The sequence below is a fragment of the Tardiphaga sp. 768_D3_N2_1 genome, from assembly GCF_052076105.1.
Classification (GTDB): Bacteria; Pseudomonadota; Alphaproteobacteria; order Rhizobiales; family Xanthobacteraceae; genus Tardiphaga.
In genome coordinates this window covers 3,559,324-3,577,123 of sequence record NZ_CP197245.1, presented here as the reverse complement: position 1 = coordinate 3,577,123, position 17,800 = coordinate 3,559,324, and the positions used below count along the sequence as shown (strand labels likewise).

Sequence of the window (17,800 nt, the reverse complement as noted above, 5' to 3'; positions counted from 1 at the left end):
GAGGTCCGTTTACGCTCGCGATGGTACAGAGCGAACGGCAAGCCGCCGTGGGCCGGGATCGGCCATCACCCTCGCTGGACACGCCGATGCGCATTTACGGACCGAACGGCACCACATTCGGAGCCCCGTCTTCGGGAGCAAAGAAAACCAGTTCGACCGGGTTTTCGTTGCCTGACGCGACGCCGACCTCCGACACCAGACCGACCGCGGCGCCTCGGGCGGCCAACAGCATCGATGCGCTTCTGGCCATGCAGAGCGTCGAAGACCCCATGGAGCGCCGCAAGCGCTCGGTGAAGCGCGGCCGCGGCGCGCTCGATGTCCTCGATGAACTCAAGATCGGCCTGCTCACGGGCTCGATCAATCCGGCCATGGTGGCGCGGCTTCGCAGCGCGGCGGCGAACCTCAAGGAATCATCCGGCGAGCCAGGCCTGGACGCCGTGCTCTCCGAGATCGAGCTCCGGGTTGAAGTCGAACTGGCCAAGGCTGGCCAGATCTGATCCGCTCGAAGCGGGGCACCAAGTCCGACTGTGGCCCGGATAAATGCCGTTTATGGCCCGTCAAACAGCCTTTTGACCCAGGTTGGGCTCAGGCTGTCACGTGCTGCAGCTGCACAGTTCCGGCCGTGAAACCGGGCGGTGGACGGCGGTTCCGGAGGTATCCTGACGTTATTGTCTGTCACATGACCTAGCTATATAAGCTGCGGCGCGGCCGGTCATTTCCGGCGCCTTGCACGCATAGATGGATTGGCCTTGGACAAGTTGAAAAGCTATCGCCCCTCCGAAAAAGAGCCTTTCATGAACGACCGGCAGCGCGACTATTTCCGCGCGAAATTGCTGGCCTGGAAGGAAGAAATCCTCCGAGAATCGAAACTCACCCTGCAGGCTTTGCAGGAGGAGAACGTCAATCACCCCGACCTCGCCGACCGCGCGTCGTCGGAAACCGACCGCGCGATCGAACTGCGGGCGCGCGACCGGCAGCGCAAGCTGATCTCCAAGATCGACGCGGCACTGCTGCGCATCGAGGATAATACCTACGGCTATTGCGAGGAGACCGGCGAGCCGATCTCGCTGAAGCGGCTTGAAGCCCGCCCGATCGCAACGCTCTCGGTGGAAGCCCAGGAGCGCCACGAGAAGCGCGAAAAGGTCTATCGCGACGAATAGTCTTTCAGATGCCAAACGGCCGCCCATTGGGCGGCCGTTTTCATTTGGGAATTCCGGAAGGCAATCACGCATGCTGTGCGATGCAGTGATCTATGATGACTGCACTGCAGCACGGCGACATTCTTAAACACGGGAATATGAACGTCATCATTCCTCAATAGGACGTAGGCTTACTCCAGAAAAAACGGGAGGATGAATAATGGCTGCGCCTGCCTCTTATGATCCCGATACGATCGCGCTGATGCGGAATGTTCTCCAGAAGGTCGTGGCAAAGGTGCCCGAGCAGCACCGCACCTCCTGTAATCAGGCGGCCATCGCATCGCGCATTCTTGCGACTGCGGCGCAGGGCCGACGTTCCGAAGACGTCCTGACCACGGAGGCTCTTGCCGAAGTGAAGGAGATCTTCACCGGGCCCGCCGGGATGAGGCGGCTTCATGAAGACCTGACCAGGGTCTTCGGCTGAACTCAGGACGATTTGTAGTAGTGCGAGCGTCGGTTCGCGGCAGCGACGTTGCGCATAGTTGCCAAGCAGGATGGCGGTCGCTACCCGTTGGTCATATGTCGGCGCGAGCCGTATGACGAGCGAAGGGACCGCCGATGGAAAAGTATCTCGCGATCGCCGAAATCCTGGCCTACGTCCGCCGCAACCGCGCGCCGCTCACCATGTTGCCGCCAGACGCGGTCCCGCATGACGAAGCCGATGGCTATCGCGTGCAGGACGCGCTTCACAATTTGCTGTCGCCCGATTTCGGCTTGCAGGTCGGTTACAAGATCGGCTGCACCAGTGCAGTGATGCAGCAATATCTCGGTATTTCGCATCCTTGCGCCGGTGGACTCTATATGAGCGGTGTTCATGCCGCCGGAACCTCGCTGCGCTACAGCGATTACGTGCATGTCGGGGTGGAATGTGAAATTGCGGTCCAGCTCGCGAACGATCTGGTGCCGTCGGGCGAGCCGTTCACGGCCGATGACGTCGCATCAGCGATCGATGCCTATCATCCGGCTATCGAGATCGTCGATGATCGTTTTGCGGGCTGGCGCAGCATGGATGCGCCGACACTGATCGCGGATGATTTCTTTGCAGCAGGATGTGTTCTGGGTGCGCCTGTTGCTCGCGGCCAGGCGCCCGATCTTCTGTCGGTGATTGGACGTGCCGTCGTCAACGGCATGGAAGTGGGGCGCGGCAACGGCTCAGATGTCCTTGGTCATCCGCATCATGCATTGGCCTGGCTTGCCAACCATCTCGCAGACCGAGGCAAGATGTTGCGCGCCGGAGACTTCGTCTTGACGGGCAGTCTCGTACAGACGGCGTGGCTCAATGCCGGCGATCACGTCCGGATGGAGTTGCTCGGGCTCGGCAGCGTCGAGGTCGATTTCAAGAGCTGACGTTCAGCGCTTCGCCTCGCCGCGTTTGTTTAGAGGTTGCCCAAAACGACGACGACCTTCCGCCAGGGGAGCTGACGGAAGGTCGCGTGTGAACACCTCACCGCGTGGGAGCACGATGAGATGTGGGAGCTCTCTGCGGGTTAGAAGGGCAGCAGCACGTCCATCACCTGCTGGCCGTAGCGCGGCTGCTGGACATCCGAGATCTGGCCGCGGCCGCCATAGGCGATGCGGGCTTGTGCGATCTTGGCGCTGTCGATGGTGTTGTCGCTCTGAATGTCTTCCGGACGCACGATGCCTGCGACGATCAGTTCGCGGATTTCGTAGTTGACGCGGATTTCCTGTTTACCCTCGACCACGAGATTACCGTTCGGCAACAGTTGCGTGACCACCGCAGCGACGCTGGTCTGCAACGCTTCCTGCCGCGCTACCGAGCCCTTGCCGTCGCTCGACGACGATCCATCAGCCGTCAGAAGGCGACCCGGAAGCACCGAAGTCGCCGGGTTCTGAATCAACTTGCTACCGAGGAAGTCGGTGATGCCGGAGTTCTCCGTATTGGTGCGACTGCGCTGGGTCTCGTTGGCGATATTGGCCTTGTCGGTGAAGTTCACTGTGACCGTGAGGATGTCACCGATCTGGCGGGCGCGCTGATCCTTGAAGAAGGCGCGCGATCCGCTGCGCCACAGTGAGTTGGCGTTGTAGGAGGCGACCTCCGGCTTCGGCATCGGCATCTGCACCGGCTTGTAGCCGGGCTGTGTCGTCGGATTCTCGATCGCCGTGAGCGCTGGCTTCTCGCCGATGGAGGCGAGGCGGTCGATCGACGAGCAACCGCTGGCAGCAAAGCCGACCGCCAGAAGTGCAGCACCGGTGACGAAAGGACGATTGAACTGGAACATCAACTTTACTCAGCTTTTCGAGAAACAGGCGCGTGGTCGTTGGCGGCAAGAGCGACGGGAGAGGTGGCAGCGGGAGAGTCGGCCAGGGGAGGTCTGGCCTGGGAGATTTTTTCGGACGGGAGAGAATCGCGGGTTGGAGCAGGAGACGGTGCGAGAGTTTCGACTTGCGCCGGGAGACGCGGTGTCGGAGCGGACACGGCGACCTGGCCGCGGCCGACAACGACGCCGGCGACGGTGCGCTTGGATTGGAGGTTGATCACATTGACCACGTCACCTTCGGTCCCTCCTTCGACGGCCTTGCCGCGGAGCGTGAGGTAGAGCCCGGCGGTTTCGTAGATCAGCGTCACTGCCTGATCGCGGGTGACGAGGTCAGGCTTGGCGAGGTCTGCATTGCGGATTGCCTGACCGGCGCGCAATTGGCGGCGGCTCTGCATGCCCACGGCGCGGTCGCGCGTTGCGCCATCGTTACCGACTTCGGCTTTCGGGCGGCGCTCAATGACAACGTCGGAAGACTTCAGCACTTCGCTGCGTTCGACGCCGCGCGCCAGTACGGCCACTTCTACGGTCTCGACGGCAGTGCCGGTGAAGCGCAGCTTGGTGGCAGACGCGTTGGAGTCGTTGCTGATCGCAAAGGTGACGTCGAAACGGCCGCTGCGCGCGTCGAAGCGGATCGCGACAGGCTGCAGCGCGCCGGTATTGCTGGTGTCGAGCTGCAGGCCCTGGACTTCGCGGTCGAAAGTCAGGCTGAGATTGGCGGCGGCACCGAGGCCGTGGCGGTTCTCCAGCGCCTGCGCGACCTGGTTCTCGATATCCTTGCTGTCGATGCTGCGCGACAGCCGCGTCACGGTGATGGATTTGAGCTCGCGTGTATCGACGCCGATCACCTGATGCTGCCGCAACGCCGCGATGACCTGTGCGGTCGATAGCGTGCCGACGGTCCCGAGGTCGGGCGCCCGATAGATCGCGATCTGCGCAGTGGGGCCGGCGTTGTCGATGACGTCGCCAATCCGCACCACGTCGCTGGACACCGTGACATTGGCGCGCAGCATCGGCGATGCGATGACCTCGTCGCGCTGCGCCTGGCCGAGCGCAGCGGTGGCCGCTGCAGCGAGCAGGGCGGCGGCGAGGAGAAGTGAACGCGCGGCTGATGTCATGATCATTCTCCTCAGCGGAACATGCCGGCGGTGGATTGCAGCATCTGGTCGGCGGCGCTGATGACCTTGGCGTTCATCTCATAGGCGCGCTGCGCGGCGATCAGGTCCGAGATTTCGGTGACGACTTCGACATTGGCCATTTCAAGGTTGCGCTGCTGCATGTCACCGAAGCCGTCAACATTGGCGACGCCGTCCTGCGGTGGGCCGGAGGCCGGAGTTTCGGTGAACAGGTTGTCGCCGATCGAATTGAGGCCGGCCTTGTTGATGAAGCGGGTGAGGCCGATCTGGCCGAGAACGGTCGGGGTCGTCGAGCCCGGCACGATCACCGAGACTTGACCTTGGGCATTGATCGAGAGTTGCGACGACGCCTGGGGGATCGAGATCGTCGGCTGCAGCAGGTTGCCCTGCGCGTTGACGATGCGACCCTGCTGGTCGGTAGAAAACGAACCATCGCGGGTATAGGCGAAGGTGCCATCGGTGAGCTGGATCTTGAAGAAGCCTTCACCGCGGACTGCGATATCGAGATCGCCGCCGGTCGCCGACAGCGTGCCCTGGGTCATCATGCGCGGGGTGCCGACGGTCTTCACACCGCCGCCGATATCGACGCCGACCGGAATGACCGTGCCCTGATCCGATGCCTGCGCACCGACGCGGCGCACGTGATCGTAGATGAGGTCCTGGAATGCGGCACGCTGCTTCTTGAAGCCGGTCGTGCGCATATTGGCGATATTGTTCGAGATGACCTGGACGTTGAGTTCCTGGGCCGCCATCCCGGTCGCTGCAGTGTAAAGAGCGCGCATGGGTCAGATTCCTTAAGCCGGAACGTCGGCAAGTTTTTCGATGGCGGAGCGCCGCGCGTCGCCCTGCGACTGCAGCATGTTCGACAGCTCGGTATAGGCGCGGGTGACGTCGATCATCCGGGTCATTTCGGCGACCGAGCTGACATTCGACTTTTCGATGAAGCCCTGATTGAGCTTCGACGTGGTGGATGGCTGCGGATTGGCGCCGGGGCCGGCCGAGAACAGGTTGGAGCCTTCCTTCACCAGTCGCTGGGGCTGCGCGAAATTGACCATGCGAATCTTGCCACGCACGGAGTCGATACGGTTGGTGCCTTCGAGCACCGTGACCGTGCCGTCCTGCGAGATGGTGATGTCGTGGTCGGTCTGCTGGAATACGATCGGGCCGTTGGCGCCGAGCACCGGCTGACCGCCCGCCGTCACGAGCTGGCCCTGCGAGTTGATCTGCATGCCGCCGTCGCGGGTATAGCGCTCGCCATTCGGGGTCTGCACCGCCAGGAAAGCGTTGCCGTCGATGGCGACATCCAGCGGATTCTTGGTCTGTTCGAGGGCGCCGCCGGCAAAATCATGCATGGTGGCGCGGTCCTGCACGAAGGACACGCGGCGGTCGCGGCCGACGAAGTTGTCTTCGCGCGCGCCTGGGCTCAGATATTCCTCGAACATCGTCCGCTCGGCCTTGAAGCCCGAGGTGTTGATATTCGCAATGTTGTTCGCCACGACGTCCATCTGACGCCGGAGCGTCATCTGCCGCGACAGTCCGACGAGAAGCATATTCTCCATCGGTGGTTCTCCCCTAAGTTCCCGCGGTCCGCTCTCCCAAGCTCGCCGTGGATCTCGTAAACCGCACAGCTCTCCCAAGCCGCGGTTCGCTAAGGGAGTAGCGAAAGCCGTGCCAAGTCAAAAAGTTTATATTTTTCAACTTGTTGGTAGTTTTGGAGGCGCGAAAACGGGCGGCAGAAAGGTCTTGTTGACCATATTTGCCGGCAGAATTTTCCTAGTTGAGCGTTAAAAGAAAGATTCCGTTAACCATTGCGACCTAGCGTCACGATCACACAGGGCCTTGGGCGCTGGCAGCATTTGTATCGCGTCTTTAAAGCCTGCTTTGCAGCATCGAGCTCATCCCAACCCCGGACGGGCAGGCGATGGCGGATACGGAAACTTCAGACGGCGTCCCGACCGGGGATGAAGCGGCAGCTCCCAAGAGCAAGTTCAAACTGATCGCAATCGTCGCCGGTGTGCTCGTGCTCGCCGCGGGCGGTGGCGGCTGGTTCTTCCTGAAGGGGCATTCGAAGGAAGAGAAGAAAGAGGCGGCGCCGGCTGCGAAGCCGCTCGCCTTCATCGATGTGCCGGAAATCCTGGTGAACCTTGCCGGTCAGCCCGGCGAGCGCGTGCAATATCTCAAGGCCAAGATCGTGCTCGAGGTGAAGGAAGCGCCGCTGGTGGCGCAGATCACGCCGTCGATGCCGCGCATCACCGACATGTTCCAGGTCTATCTCCGCGAACTCCGCACCACCGATCTGAACGGCTCCGTTGGCATGTTCCGGTTGAAGGAAGAGCTCACGCGGCGCGTCAATGCCGCGATCTCGCCCCATCACGTGAACGCCGTGCTGTTCAAGGAAATCCTCATTCAGTGAGGAATTGGATTTAGGCTGATGTCTACCGAACAGGTCGATCAAGACGCAATTGCCGCCGAATGGGAAGCGTCTCTGGATTCAGAGGATCCCGTTGAGGCGGCGAAAGCGGCTGCCGAAAACGAACTCACCGGCACTATGGCGGAGCAATGGGCCGCCATGGTCGAGGACGGCGGCCGCGATATCGGCGGCGGCAAGAACGGTGGCGAGCGCGTTCTCTCGCAGGAAGAAATCGACAATCTCCTCGGCTTCAGCGTCAACGAGGTCCATCTCGACGAAAATTCCGGCATTCGCGCCATCATCGATTCCTCGATGGTGTCGTATGAGCGTCTGCCGATGCTCGAAATCGTGTTCGACCGTCTGGTGCGGTTGATGACCACGAGCCTGCGCAATTTCACCTCCGACAACGTCGAAGTCTCGCTCGACCGCATCACTTCGGTGCGTTTCGGCGACTATATGAACTCGATTCCGCTGCCTGCCGTGCTGTGCGTGTTCAAGGCAGAGGAGTGGGAGAATTTCGGCCTCGCCACCGTCGATTCCAGCCTGATCTATTCGATGATCGACGTGCTGCTCGGCGGCCGTCGTGGTCAGGCCTCGCTGCGTATCGAGGGGCGTCCGTATACCACCATCGAAACCAATCTGGTGAAGCGCCTGATCGAAGTCGTGCTGGCAGACGCCGAGCAGGCGTTCCGGCCACTGTCGCCCGTGGCCTTCACCATCGACCGGCTCGAGACCAATCCACGCTTCGCCGCCATCAGCCGTCCGGCCAATGCCGCCATCCTGGTGCGCCTGCATATCGATATGGAAGACCGCGGCGGCAATATCGAATTGCTGCTGCCCTATGCGACGATCGAACCGATCCGTGCCCTGCTCATGCAGATGTTCATGGGCGAAAAATTCGGTCGTGATCCGATCTGGGAAAGCCATCTCGCCACTGAAATTGCTCAGGCCGAGATCGCCGTCGACGCCGTGTTGTATGAGGCGGAGATCCCGTTGAAGCAACTGATGCTTCTCAAGGTGGGCGATACGCTGCCGCTGGAAATGCGGGCGGATACCCTTGTTGCCGTGCGTTGCGGAGCCGTCACTCTGACCGAAGGTCGGATGGGGCGCGTCGGCGACCGCGTTGCCATTCGAGTCACGAAACAATTACGCAAGCCTAACACAACCTTCGCGATGTTTGAGAAGGCTGATGAGCAAACTAAATTAATGGAGGCACAATGAGTCATTCATTGGGAATTGTGATCGAGAGCCTGGTTGCGGTGCTTCTGATCCTGACCATCGCCTATTGCATGTTGCTCAACAAGCGCCTGAAGCGCCTCAAGGCGGACGAGCAATCGTTGAAGGCCACGATCGGCGAGCTCATTACCGTGACCGAGATCGCCGAGCGTGCGATCGGCGGACTGAAGCACACCGTGCGCGACGTCAATGAAAATCTCGGCAGCCAGATTTCTGCTGCGACGGCGCTGGCCGATCTGCTGAAAGCGCAGCTCGCCGAGAGCGACGCTGTCGTGCGACGGTTGTCGAAGATCGCGGTGGCGGCACGGCCGCTCACCGAAACCGACCCTGACGCGCCGCGGGTGTCCGCAGCGCGGGCCAATGCCGCGGCAGCGCAGGCGTTTGCCGAGCGGAGGAGGCCTGACGGCATCGCTGCATGAAAGCTTTTCGGGACGTTCGTATTCTTCCTGTCGTCTTGGTGGCGGTGTTCGGTCTGGCGATTCTCAAGATCGCCGGTCTGGTGATCGATGGCGGCTACGTGTTCAACTACGATCCGCAGCCGCGGCCTGCGAAAGGATCGTGGGCGCAGGAGATGTTCAACTTCCCGGGCGGCAAGCCCGTAGACGGCGACATTACCGGTTCGGTCCCCGCCAAGAAGGAAGAGCCGAAGCCTGCGGTGGCGGCGCCTGCGGCGATCGAACCGACCAGCAATCCGCCTGTCGAGCTGTCTCCTCAAATCTCGCCCGCTGAACGCGCGATTCTCGAACGGCTGCAAGCGCGCCGTCAGGAACTGGAAACGCGTGCCCGAGAGATCGACATTCGCGAGAGCCTGCTGAAGGCCGCCGAGAAGCGCATCGAAACCCGCGTCGATGAATTGAAGGGCGTCGAAGCCGGTATCAAGACGGCGAACGACCAGAAGAGCGAAGTCGATGCCGCCCGCTTCAAGGGCATCGTCACCATGTATGAAAGCATGAAGCCGAAGGACGCGGCGAAGATCTTCGACCGGCTGGAAATGCCGGTGTTGTTCGAGATCGCCTCGCAGATCGCGCCTCGGAAGATGTCCGACATTCTCGGTCTGATGCAGCCGGAGGCCGCTGAGCGCCTCACGGTCGAGCTCGCGCGCCGCGCCTCGGGCGGCGAACGATCTGCCGCGGCGACGGAACTGCCCAAGATCGAAGGCAGGCCGATCCAGCAGGGCCGGAATTAAAGAAAATAATTAACAAATCCTTAGAGGGCGGAATCTAGATTCGACACAGGGCGGACGATCGGCCGTCCTTCGAGCATCGGGCTGAGAGACATTTCTGAATGGCACGGACGGCTGCCGTTGCATGTTGGACGCAAGCTCGCGCATGGACGCGGGCCGTTCGACGTTGCGCAGGTCTCGCCGCCATTGTGTGTCTCGCGCTGTCGTTTCCGGACGCCGCATCTGCGCAAGCGGTGAGGGGCACTGCCAGCATGGGCACGTCGGGCGGCTATGGCCGCATCGTGCTCAAGCTCGCCGAGGACGTGGAGTCCGAGGTGACGCAGGCCGGCACCATTCTCGTCATTCGTTTCAAGCGGCCGGTCGATATTCCCGTCGAGATTCTTGGCGACGCCGCCCCCGACTATATCGGCTCTGCACGCCGCGATCCCGATGGCACAGCGATCCGTCTCGCTTTGTCACGCAGGGTAACCATCAATTCGATGACGGCGGGTGAACGCATCTTCATCGATCTGCTGCCCGACACCTGGAAGGGCATGCCGCCCGGTCTGCCGCAGGATGTGGTCAAGGAATTGTCGGAGCGTGCGCGCCTGGCCGAGCGCGCCTTGCGCCAGCAACGGGCTGCCGCGGAAAGCCAGAAGAAGCCGCCGATCCGCGTGCGCGCATCCGTGCAGCCGACCTTCGTGCGCTTCGTGTTCGAGACCGGCGGCGTCGGTGTGTCGTCGGTGCTGAACGAGAAGACGCTGACGCTCACCTTCAGCGCCGGTCTGGTGTTCGATCTCGCTGATGCCAAACTGTCCGCACCCGCCAATGTTGCATCGATCGGTCAGGCGATGGACGGCAACCGCACCGCCGTCGAAATCAGCTTGATCGGCGACGTCGATGTGAAGTCGTTCCGCGAGGACAAGAGCTACGTCGTCGACATCGGCTTCCAGCAGAACGAGAAGCCGTCACCGCTGGCCAAGCTGCCCGTAGCCGCCCCTGTGGACGAGAAACCGCCGGTGACGGCGAAGCCTCCCGAGGTCGAGAAGCCCGCCAGCGTCCCGGCACAGCGTTCCGGAGAGATCGTGTCTCCGACCTCCGAAATGATCGCGAAAGAGATCGTTCCAGAGAAGAAGGCCGAGGTTGCGGCGGCCGCACCGGCAGCGCCCGTCGAGGCGGTGAAGCCGGAGGAGCCCAAACCCACACCGGCCAAGGTCGTTGAAACAACGAAACCTGCGTCGGCGCCCGAGCCTGTTGTTGCGGCGCCTGTCAAGGAAGCGGCGGCTCCTGCGCCTGTCGTGGTTGCGCCACCTGCTATCGCTCCAGCCGTCGTCACGCCACCCGTCGCCGCACCTGCGGCGGCCGCTGCTGCGCCGACCGAACCGGCGGGCATGCCGGTTGAGGTCAAGCGCAGCAGCGATGGCGTGCGCATGGCCTTTGCCTTTCCATCGCCAACGCCGGTCGCTTTGTTCCGCCGCGGCGATATCCTGTGGCTGGTGGCGGACTCGACGCGGCCCATCGACACCGCGCCGATCCGCCGCGATAGCGGATCGATCATTGCCGATGTGAGCACGATCCCGCTGGAGAAGGGGCAGGCGATCCGTATCCGCCTCAATCGCCCGCAATTGGCCTCTCTCACGACCGACGATCCCGCCGGTGCAGGACAGGCCTGGTGGCTGATGCTCGCCGACACCCGGCAGACGCCGTCGCAGCCGCTGTCCGCGGTGCGCAACATTGCCGATCCCTCGCGCGCCAGCGTGCAGGTGCCATTGGCCAAGCCCGGCATCAAGCATCGCCTGGTCGATCCGGATGCCGGCGATACGCTCAATATCATTACCGCGCTGCCGCCATCGCGCGGGTTCATTCGCCGTCAGGACTTCGTCGAATTCTCGCTGCTGGAATCGATTCACGGCGTGGTGGTTCAGGTGAACTCCGACGACGTGTCCGTTGAAGCCAGCATCGACAAGGTGATGCTGACCAAGCCCGGCGGGCTGACGCTGTCCGCCGCCGATGCGGCGCCGCAGCGCGCCTCGACGGTCGCCCGGCCGATCTTCGATGTCGGCCAGTGGCGCAAGGATCAGGAAGGTCCGTTCAACGCGCGCTTCGACGAGTTGATCAACGCGGCGGCTACGGCTGAAACCAGTTCGCTGCCACAGGCGCGAATGGATCTGGCCAAATTCTACATGGCGCGCGGCATGTATCACGAGGCCAAGGGCGTCGCCGATCTCGCGATCTCGGATACCAAGGTCGGCGAGGAAAGCCCTGTGGCGCTGATCGTCCATGCGGTAGCCAGTGCCATGATGGGCCGCCCCGAACAGACCCTGAAGGATGTCGCCAATCCGGTGCTTGGGCCAGGTTACGATGCAGAATTGTGGAAGGCGCTCGCTTACGCCAAGCAGGAAAAATGGGTCGAGGCGCGTGAGCGTTTCAAGAATGCCGAATTCACGCTCGCCGCGCTGCCGGCCGATCTGCAGCGCGCGGCTTTGATGCTGGCATTGCGGGCCTCGCTCGAAGTGAAGGACTATGCCGGCGCGTCGTCGCGCGGCAGTGAACTCGAAACGGTCGGCATTTCGCCGGAGATCAAGCCTGCGGCTATGCTGCTCAGCGGCTGGCTCGATGAGGCGCTCGGCCGTGAGAAGGATGCGCTGTCGAAGTATCAGGACGTCACCGGTTCGCTGGATCGTCAGTCCGCAGCCGAAGCCAAGTTGCGTGAAGTCAATTTGCGCCAGAAGCGCAACGAGATCAGCAGCGAGGATGCGTTGCATGATCTCGAAATTCTGGCGGTGACCTGGCGCGGCGACGGCACGGAAGTGCAGGTGCTGCAGATCCTGTCGCGTATGTATGCCGAACTCGGCCGCTACAATGACTCGCTGCTGGCCGCCCGCACGGCCACCGAACGTCAGGCCAACAGCGAGGCCGCGCGCCAGGTGCAGGACGAGGCGCAGGCGCTATTCTCGCAAATCTATCTGTCGCCAAAGGGCGACAGCCTGCCGCCGGTCGATGCACTGGCGATGTTCTATGAATTTCGCGAACTGACCCCGATCGGCCGTCGCGGCGACGAAATGATCCGCCGTCTCGCCGATCGTCTCGTGGCCGTCGATCTGCTCGATCAGGCCGCCGAGCTTCTGCAATATCAGGTCGATCACCGTCTCGAAGGTGCAGCGCGCTCGCAGGTCGCTGCACGGCTGGCAATGGTCTATCTGATGAGCCGCAAGCCCGACCGTGCCATCGCCGCGCTGCGCACCACGCGTATCGCGGATCTCAATGGCGAGCTGCGTCAGCAACGGTTGCTGCTCGAGGCGCGGGCGCAGAGCGACATCGGTCGCCGTGAGCTGGCGCTCGACATCATCTCTCATGTCAGCGGGCGCGAAGCGATTCGGCTTCGCTCGGATATCTACTGGTCGTCGCGGCGCTGGCGTGAAGCCTCCGAACAGATCGAACTTTATTACGGCGACCGCTGGCGGGATTTCTCGCCGCTGACCTCGGCCGAGAAGAGCGACATCATCCGTGCCGTTGTCGGCTATGCGCTGGCGGAAGATGCGCTCGGTCTCGCGCGCTTCCGCGAAAAATATGCGCCGTTGATGAATGTCGGCGCCGACAAGATCGCCTTCGATACCGCCAGCAAGCCAACCTCGACCAATTCGTCGGAATTCGCCGCCATTGCCAAGATGGCTGCGTCCGTGGATACGCTCGACGGCTTCCTGCGCGAGATGAAGACGCGCTTCCCCGAAAGCAGCGCCAAGGCGATCCTGCCCGGTGCCAGTGCCGATCCGATGCCGACCGGCTCGCTGAAGCCGCAGCCGGTGGTCAATGTGCGCAAGATCGAGATGACGCGGTAGGCGAGAGCCTCGCTACTGCCCGTAACTTTGCACCAGACTGCCGGCCACCAGCGACCAGCCATCCACCAGCACGAAGAAGATCAGCTTGAACGGCAGTGACACCACCGCCGGTGGCAGCATCATCATGCCCATCGCCATCAAGACCGAGGCGACAACGAGGTCGATGATCAGGAATGGCAGGAACAGCAGGAAGCCGATTTCGAAGGCGCGTTTCAGCTCCGAGATCATGAAGGCCGGCACAAGGATGCGCAGCGACATGTCTTCGGGCGTTGCCGGGATCGGCTCGCCCGAGAGATCCATGAACAGTTTGAGATCCTTCTCGCGCACATTCTTCTGCATGAAGCCGCGTAGCGGAATGGATGCGCGCACCAGGGCCTGTTCGACGGTGATGTCGTTGGAGATCAGCGGCTTGATACCGTCGTCATAGGACCGTTGCAGCACCGGCCCCATCACGAAAGCCGTGAGGAACATCGCCAGTGCGATGATCACCGAGTTCGGTGGAGCCGTCGCTGTACCCAATGCGGTGCGCAGCAGCGACAGCACGACCACGATGCGCGTGAACGACGTCATCATGATCAGGATCGACGGTGCGATCGACAGCACCGTCAACAGCGCGATCATCTGCACGGCGCGCTCGGTGACGCCGCCGCCGCCGCCGCCGCCGAGATTGATGCTGATGTCCTGCGCCATCGCGGGACCTGCGAAGGTCCCGGCGGCGATCAGAACAGAAAGGAAAAATACTCTACGCGGGAGGTTCGCCGAACTCACGAACTGGACTTCGGCCGACCCAGCAGGGAGGCCATCTCGTCTTCGAGATTTTCAAAGCCCGATTTGACCGGCGGGACGACCGGCGGCGCCTCTGCACGGGCAGGACTGGCGATCGAGACTTCCGGCGACCGCGAAGCAGGGCGGATCGATGGTGCCTCAGGCGCTACCGACGGAGCACCGACCCGAGGCTCAGGCGCAGCATCCTGGCGGGCTTCGCCAGCAGGGCGGCGCAAGGCGGCTTCGAGGCGCTGCGCCATGTCGGCGAGGTTCTGGTCGGCAGACGACACAGCGACTGCCGGAGCGGGCGCAGGGGCTGGCGTCGGTACGGGCGGCGCAACGACCGGGGCGGGAGCCGGGGCGACAACCGGAGCAGCAGGCGGGGTCGGCGCAGCCGCGACGGGACGGTCCGGTGTGCGGGGTTGCGGCATAGTGCGGATCGGCGGATCGGCACGCATCGGGCGCGGCATCATCGGCTCGCTACGCGGTGTCTCGCTACGCGGCGTCTCCGCCCGTGGCATTTCACTTCGCGGAATCGGCCGCTGCGGGAAAAGGTCGTTGCGTGGCGCCGGTTCGACGCGCGGCGCGGGTTCCGGCGCGAGGCTCGCGACCGGATCGGGACGACGCTCCGGCAAAGGCGCGGCCGGGCGGCGTGGCTCTTCGATAAAGGAGGGGCGGGCGGGACGCGGTGCCGGCTCCGGCACATGCGGTTCGGAATCGAAGCCGGAGTCGCTGCTCTCTGCCCAGCTCGGCGCCTCAGGCAGCGACGGGCCACGGCTAGCCACATCGGCAGCGAGGCCGCCGCGCTGCGGGGCCTGTTCGCGGCCGGGCATGGCGCGGACGATATTGGGCTCGACGACGATGTCCGAGGGGCCACCGATCATCAGCAGGTGTTCGACATTGTCGCGGCGGACCAGCACCAGGCGGCGGCGGCCGTCCACGGCGGCGGCGTCGATCACTGCGAGCCGCGGCAGGCGCCCGCGGCTGGTGTTGTTGCCCAGCCGGTTGCCGGCGAATCGGCGCACCAGCCAGGCGGTAAGCCCGATCAGCGCCAGCACGACAACGAAGGCCAAGATAAATTGCACCGATGATTGCATCATAAAGTCCCCAGCCAGACAGGGTGGCTGCAACGGCCACATCCAGAGTTGCGGGTGTCATAGCCCCGCACGCTCCGCACGCAGCGTGAATCACGCCCCATCTGTTAACGCCCCACGGCAGAACCTGCCGTTGGTTAATAATAAACTATGAATCGCTGCAGCCAAAACGACTTCTGCCGCCCCGTCGTATGGCCGATGGGGATGGTTAATCGGCCAATTCAGGCAAAAAAGCGTTAGCGTGTGCGAAAAACGTCAATTTTGCAGCATTCATTTACGGTTCGGTAACAAGTACCACCGGAAATTAACTTCGTATTAACCATGCAGGCGGCAAATTCTGCCTAGCTCAGGACGCTTCGTCCGGGCGGGCGGAGAAGGCCGATGGCGATCAGCGACATGCCGATGTTGTCGGCGCTGCGCACCAAGATGCAGTGGCACCAGGAACGCCAGCGTGTGCTGGCCGAAAACATCTCCAATTCGGACACTCCAAACTTCCGCCCCCGCGATCTCGTGGAACCGAAATTCGACAAGGCGGGCAATACCTCCGTCACCGCCGGTGGCATGGGCTCGCTGCCGATGATGCGCGCCGCCGGCACCAATATCCTGCCGACTGGCGGCTCGGCCTCCTTCAACCAGAACAGCCGGGTCGGCTACGAGACCCGCCCCGCCGGCAACGCCGTCAATCTGGAAGACGAGATGCTCAAGGTCTCGGCCAACCAGATGGACTATGCCGCCGCGACCTCGCTCTACACCCGCAGCCTCGGTCTGTTGAAGACCGCCATCGGCAAGCGCTGACGCCGCCGCGCGCATAAAGGGAGCTCATCATGGCCGACGATATCAGCGACTTCTCGCGCTCCATGGGCATCGCGACCTCCGGTCTGCGCGCCCAGGCGGGCCGCATGCGGGTGATTTCGGAAAACATCGCCAATGCACAGTCCACAGCGCAGAACGCCGGCGGAGACCCCTATCGTCGCAAGGTGCCGACCTTCAAATCCGAGCTGGACCGCTCGCTGGATGCCCGCGTCGTTGGTCTCGGCCGCATCAGGCCCGACCAGTCTGCGTTTCCCACGCGCTACGAGCCCGGCAATCCCGCGGCGGATGCCGCCGGCAACGTCAAATACCCCAACGTGAACTCGTTGGTGGAAATGACGGACATGAAGGAAGCGCAGCGCTCCTACGAAGCCAATCTCAACATCATCAGCGCCACGCGCCGGATGATTCAACGCACGCTCGACATCCTCAAGGCCTGAACAGGACAGCTGAACCATGGCAACTCCCTCTGTCGCCGCCAATGCTTACTCGGCTCTCTCGCGCATCATGGACGCCGGCGGTGGCGTTGGTGGCGGTCTCAACAAGGCGGTGGATGCCGGTGGCGGTCAGTCGTTCGGCGCGGTCCTCAAGGATGCGCTTGGCAGCGTGCTCGATGCCGGCCGCAAGTCGGATGCGCAGACCATCGCAATGGCCAACGGCAAGGCCAATGTGATGGACGTGGTCACGGCAGTTGCGGAAACCGACGTCGCGGTGTCGACGCTGGTCTCGGTGCGCGATCGCGTCATCCAGTCCTACGAAGACATCATGAAGATGCCGATCTGATCTTCCTCACCACGAACAGCGCGTAACACAAGGATTCATGCAATGACCGGCCCCGAAACTCTCGACGTTGCCCGCGATGCGATCTGGACGATTGTGATCGTGTCCGGCCCGCTGATGGTCGTGGGCCTCCTGGTCGGTGTCGTGGTATCGCTGGTGCAGGCGCTGACCCAGATCCAGGAACAGTCGCTGGTCTTCGTACCGAAGATTCTCGCGGTCTTTGCCACCATGATGCTCGCGTTACCATTCATGGGGGACGCATTGTCGAGCTACATGCTACGGATATCGTCGCGAATCATCGGGGGGTGATGCACAATCCCGTATGCGCATCGATGTCTCGCTCCTGCCCGTTCTCGCCGCTGCCTTCATGCTGGCCTTTGCCCGCATAGGCACAATGGTGATGTTGATGCCCGGGTTCGGCGAGAGCAACATTCCCGCGCGGACCAAGCTGTCGATCGCATTGGGGCTGACCCTCATCATGCTGCCGGCCCATCGCGGTGCCTATAACGTCGATATGGGATCGATCGTGCCGCTGCTGGTGATGCTGGTGCATGAGATCATCATCGGCGTTGTGCTCGGCGCCACCGCGCGCGTCACGCTGTCGGCGTTGCAGGTTGCCGGATCGATCATTGCGCAGCAGCTCGGTCTCGGTTTCGTCACCTCGGTGGATCCGACACAGGGTCAGCAGGGCGTGCTGATCGGCAATTTTCTCACGATGCTCGGCATTACGCTGCTGTTCGCCACCGATACGCATCACCTTGTGATCGCCGCCATCAATGACAGCTACAGGATCTTTGCGCCGGGCGAACTCATGTCGACGGGCGATGTGGCCAAGCTCGCGACCAATGCCTTCGCTGCAGCCTTCAAGATCGGCACGCAGCTTGCTGCGCCTTTCCTTGTGTTCGGCCTCGTCTTCAATATGGGGCTTGGCGTGCTGGCAAGGCTGATGCCGCAAATGCAGGTCTATTTCGTCGGCGTGCCGCTTTCGATCATGATCGGATTCCTGATCTTTGCTGTCGTGCTTGCGACCATGATGGGGACCTACCTCGAATACGTCACCGGCGTCATGCAACAAATGATGCCGCGGATATAG

The 17,800-nt window shown here is 62.6% G+C and carries 20 protein-coding genes; 14 read left to right on the top strand and 6 right to left on the bottom strand.

From position 1 onward, the window contains the following. The first annotated feature begins 86 nt into the window (after positions 1 to 86). The 4 genes from AB8A27_RS16920 to AB8A27_RS16905 all read left to right on the top strand — a co-directional run bounded on the left by AB8A27_RS16920 (position 87) and on the right by AB8A27_RS16905 (position 2,546). Positions 87 to 497: a flagellar assembly protein FliX gene (locus AB8A27_RS16920; RefSeq protein ID WP_441242895.1), complete on the top strand. Its 411-nt coding sequence runs from the start codon at positions 87 to 89 to the stop codon at positions 495 to 497. A 252-nt stretch (positions 498 to 749) separates the two neighbouring features. Then, positions 750 to 1,160, top strand: coding sequence for an RNA polymerase-binding protein DksA (dksA, locus tag AB8A27_RS16915; RefSeq protein ID WP_068735634.1), 411 nt, complete (start codon positions 750 to 752; stop codon positions 1,158 to 1,160). A gap of 199 nt (positions 1,161 to 1,359) precedes the next feature. After that, entirely contained in the window at positions 1,360 to 1,623 is a 264-nt protein-coding gene (locus tag AB8A27_RS16910) for a hypothetical protein (protein ID WP_089265183.1), read from the top strand. 134 nt (positions 1,624 to 1,757) lie between these two features. Further along, positions 1,758 to 2,546 carry a 2-keto-4-pentenoate hydratase gene (locus tag AB8A27_RS16905; RefSeq protein WP_441242894.1) on the top strand — a complete coding sequence of 263 codons (789 nt, stop codon included), beginning with the start codon at positions 1,758 to 1,760 and terminating at the stop codon, positions 2,544 to 2,546. A 140-nt stretch (positions 2,547 to 2,686) separates the two neighbouring features. Here AB8A27_RS16905 and flgH read toward each other — a convergent pair whose 3' ends face one another. Genes flgH through flgF form a run of 4 tightly spaced genes read right to left on the bottom strand, consistent with a single transcriptional unit; the run spans position 2,687 to position 6,170 of the window. Continuing rightward, positions 2,687 to 3,439: a flagellar basal body L-ring protein FlgH gene (flgH, locus tag AB8A27_RS16900; protein WP_092146412.1), complete on the bottom strand. Its 753-nt coding sequence runs from the start codon at positions 3,437 to 3,439 to the stop codon at positions 2,687 to 2,689. A gap of 5 nt (positions 3,440 to 3,444) precedes the next feature. Then, positions 3,445 to 4,599: a flagellar basal body P-ring formation chaperone FlgA gene (gene flgA, locus AB8A27_RS16895; protein ID WP_441242893.1), complete on the bottom strand. Its 1,155-nt coding sequence runs from the start codon at positions 4,597 to 4,599 to the stop codon at positions 3,445 to 3,447. A 5-nt stretch (positions 4,600 to 4,604) separates the two neighbouring features. Further along, the gene (flgG, locus tag AB8A27_RS16890; protein ID WP_441242892.1) at positions 4,605 to 5,393 is read right to left on the bottom strand and encodes a flagellar basal-body rod protein FlgG; all 789 of its coding nucleotides are present in this window, start codon (positions 5,391 to 5,393) and stop codon (positions 4,605 to 4,607) included. Positions 5,394 to 5,405: 12 nt separating this feature from the next. Then, positions 5,406 to 6,170, bottom strand: coding sequence for a flagellar basal-body rod protein FlgF (gene flgF / locus AB8A27_RS16885; RefSeq protein ID WP_441242891.1), 765 nt, complete (start codon positions 6,168 to 6,170; stop codon positions 5,406 to 5,408). Between the two features lie 362 nt (positions 6,171 to 6,532). On the opposite strand from flgF, the gene fliL reads away from it, so the two are divergent. From fliL to AB8A27_RS16860, 5 genes are all read left to right on the top strand, one after another. Beyond that, complete coding sequence (fliL, locus tag AB8A27_RS16880; RefSeq protein WP_441242890.1) at positions 6,533 to 7,024, top strand: flagellar basal body-associated protein FliL; 492 nt, start codon at positions 6,533 to 6,535, stop codon at positions 7,022 to 7,024. Between the two features lie 18 nt (positions 7,025 to 7,042). Next, positions 7,043 to 8,242, top strand: a complete 1,200-nt coding sequence (fliM, locus tag AB8A27_RS16875) for a flagellar motor switch protein FliM (RefSeq protein WP_441242889.1) — start codon at positions 7,043 to 7,045, stop codon at positions 8,240 to 8,242. Continuing rightward, on the top strand, positions 8,239 to 8,676 hold the full coding sequence (locus tag AB8A27_RS16870) for a DUF6468 domain-containing protein (RefSeq protein ID WP_441242888.1): 438 nt from the start codon (positions 8,239 to 8,241) through the stop codon (positions 8,674 to 8,676). Before fliM ends, AB8A27_RS16870 begins: the two co-directional genes overlap by 4 nt. After that, positions 8,673 to 9,443, top strand: coding sequence for a MotE family protein (locus AB8A27_RS16865; RefSeq protein WP_441242887.1), 771 nt, complete (start codon positions 8,673 to 8,675; stop codon positions 9,441 to 9,443). Before AB8A27_RS16870 ends, AB8A27_RS16865 begins: the two co-directional genes overlap by 4 nt. Before the next feature lie 98 nt (positions 9,444 to 9,541). Then, positions 9,542 to 13,258, top strand: coding sequence for a tetratricopeptide repeat protein (locus tag AB8A27_RS16860; protein ID WP_441242886.1), 3,717 nt, complete (start codon positions 9,542 to 9,544; stop codon positions 13,256 to 13,258). 12 nt (positions 13,259 to 13,270) lie between these two features. On the opposite strand, the gene fliP is transcribed toward AB8A27_RS16860, so the two are convergent. Together fliP and AB8A27_RS16850 are read right to left on the bottom strand one after the other, a co-directional pair. Beyond that, positions 13,271 to 14,026 carry a flagellar type III secretion system pore protein FliP gene (gene fliP / locus AB8A27_RS16855; protein WP_441242885.1) on the bottom strand — a complete coding sequence of 252 codons (756 nt, stop codon included), beginning with the start codon at positions 14,024 to 14,026 and terminating at the stop codon, positions 13,271 to 13,273. Continuing rightward, entirely contained in the window at positions 14,023 to 15,123 is a 1,101-nt protein-coding gene (locus tag AB8A27_RS16850) for a flagellar biosynthetic protein FliO (protein WP_441242884.1), read from the bottom strand. Before AB8A27_RS16850 ends, fliP begins: the two co-directional genes overlap by 4 nt. 375 nt (positions 15,124 to 15,498) lie before the next feature. Between AB8A27_RS16850 and flgB the strand changes: the two genes are divergently transcribed. The 5 genes from flgB to fliR are packed head-to-tail and all read left to right on the top strand — an operon-like array spanning position 15,499 to position 17,800. Next, on the top strand, positions 15,499 to 15,912 hold the full coding sequence (gene flgB / locus AB8A27_RS16845) for a flagellar basal body rod protein FlgB (protein WP_093756616.1): 414 nt from the start codon (positions 15,499 to 15,501) through the stop codon (positions 15,910 to 15,912). A gap of 29 nt (positions 15,913 to 15,941) precedes the next feature. Next, positions 15,942 to 16,367, top strand: a complete 426-nt coding sequence (gene flgC, locus AB8A27_RS16840; RefSeq protein WP_092146434.1) for a flagellar basal body rod protein FlgC — start codon at positions 15,942 to 15,944, stop codon at positions 16,365 to 16,367. A 16-nt stretch (positions 16,368 to 16,383) separates the two neighbouring features. Then, complete coding sequence (gene fliE, locus AB8A27_RS16835; RefSeq protein ID WP_441242883.1) at positions 16,384 to 16,710, top strand: flagellar hook-basal body complex protein FliE; 327 nt, start codon at positions 16,384 to 16,386, stop codon at positions 16,708 to 16,710. Positions 16,711 to 16,752: 42 nt separating this feature from the next. Beyond that, the gene (gene fliQ / locus AB8A27_RS16830) at positions 16,753 to 17,016 is read left to right on the top strand and encodes a flagellar biosynthesis protein FliQ (protein ID WP_092146438.1); all 264 of its coding nucleotides are present in this window, start codon (positions 16,753 to 16,755) and stop codon (positions 17,014 to 17,016) included. Positions 17,017 to 17,029: 13 nt separating this feature from the next. Further along, positions 17,030 to 17,800 carry a flagellar biosynthetic protein FliR gene (gene fliR / locus AB8A27_RS16825; protein ID WP_441242882.1) on the top strand — a complete coding sequence of 257 codons (771 nt, stop codon included), beginning with the start codon at positions 17,030 to 17,032 and terminating at the stop codon, positions 17,798 to 17,800.

Bases quoted from the DNA above. Each gene is read 5' to 3' on its own strand.
- AB8A27_RS16920 (WP_441242895.1), top strand. From the start codon at position 87: ATGCGCATTTACGGACCGAACGGCACCACATTCGGAGCCCCGTCTTCG.
- AB8A27_RS16910 (WP_089265183.1), top strand. From the start codon at position 1,360: ATGGCTGCGCCTGCCTCTTATGATCCCGATACGATCGCGCTGATGCGG.
- AB8A27_RS16905 (WP_441242894.1), top strand. From the start codon at position 1,758: ATGGAAAAGTATCTCGCGATCGCCGAAATCCTGGCCTACGTCCGCCGC.
- flgH (WP_092146412.1), bottom strand. From the start codon at position 3,439: ATGTTCCAGTTCAATCGTCCTTTCGTCACCGGTGCTGCACTTCTGGCG.
- flgA (WP_441242893.1), bottom strand. From the start codon at position 4,599: ATGATCATGACATCAGCCGCGCGTTCACTTCTCCTCGCCGCCGCCCTG.
- flgG (WP_441242892.1), bottom strand. From the start codon at position 5,393: ATGCGCGCTCTTTACACTGCAGCGACCGGGATGGCGGCCCAGGAACTC.
- flgF (WP_441242891.1), bottom strand. From the start codon at position 6,170: ATGGAGAATATGCTTCTCGTCGGACTGTCGCGGCAGATGACGCTCCGG.
- fliL (WP_441242890.1), top strand. From the start codon at position 6,533: ATGGCGGATACGGAAACTTCAGACGGCGTCCCGACCGGGGATGAAGCG.
- fliM (WP_441242889.1), top strand. From the start codon at position 7,043: ATGTCTACCGAACAGGTCGATCAAGACGCAATTGCCGCCGAATGGGAA.
- AB8A27_RS16870 (WP_441242888.1), top strand. From the start codon at position 8,239: ATGAGTCATTCATTGGGAATTGTGATCGAGAGCCTGGTTGCGGTGCTT.
- AB8A27_RS16865 (WP_441242887.1), top strand. From the start codon at position 8,673: ATGAAAGCTTTTCGGGACGTTCGTATTCTTCCTGTCGTCTTGGTGGCG.
- AB8A27_RS16860 (WP_441242886.1), top strand. From the start codon at position 9,542: ATGGCACGGACGGCTGCCGTTGCATGTTGGACGCAAGCTCGCGCATGG.
- AB8A27_RS16850 (WP_441242884.1), bottom strand. From the start codon at position 15,123: ATGATGCAATCATCGGTGCAATTTATCTTGGCCTTCGTTGTCGTGCTG.
- flgB (WP_093756616.1), top strand. From the start codon at position 15,499: ATGGCGATCAGCGACATGCCGATGTTGTCGGCGCTGCGCACCAAGATG.
- flgC (WP_092146434.1), top strand. From the start codon at position 15,942: ATGGCCGACGATATCAGCGACTTCTCGCGCTCCATGGGCATCGCGACC.
- fliE (WP_441242883.1), top strand. From the start codon at position 16,384: ATGGCAACTCCCTCTGTCGCCGCCAATGCTTACTCGGCTCTCTCGCGC.
- fliQ (WP_092146438.1), top strand. From the start codon at position 16,753: ATGACCGGCCCCGAAACTCTCGACGTTGCCCGCGATGCGATCTGGACG.
- fliR (WP_441242882.1), top strand. From the start codon at position 17,030: ATGCGCATCGATGTCTCGCTCCTGCCCGTTCTCGCCGCTGCCTTCATG.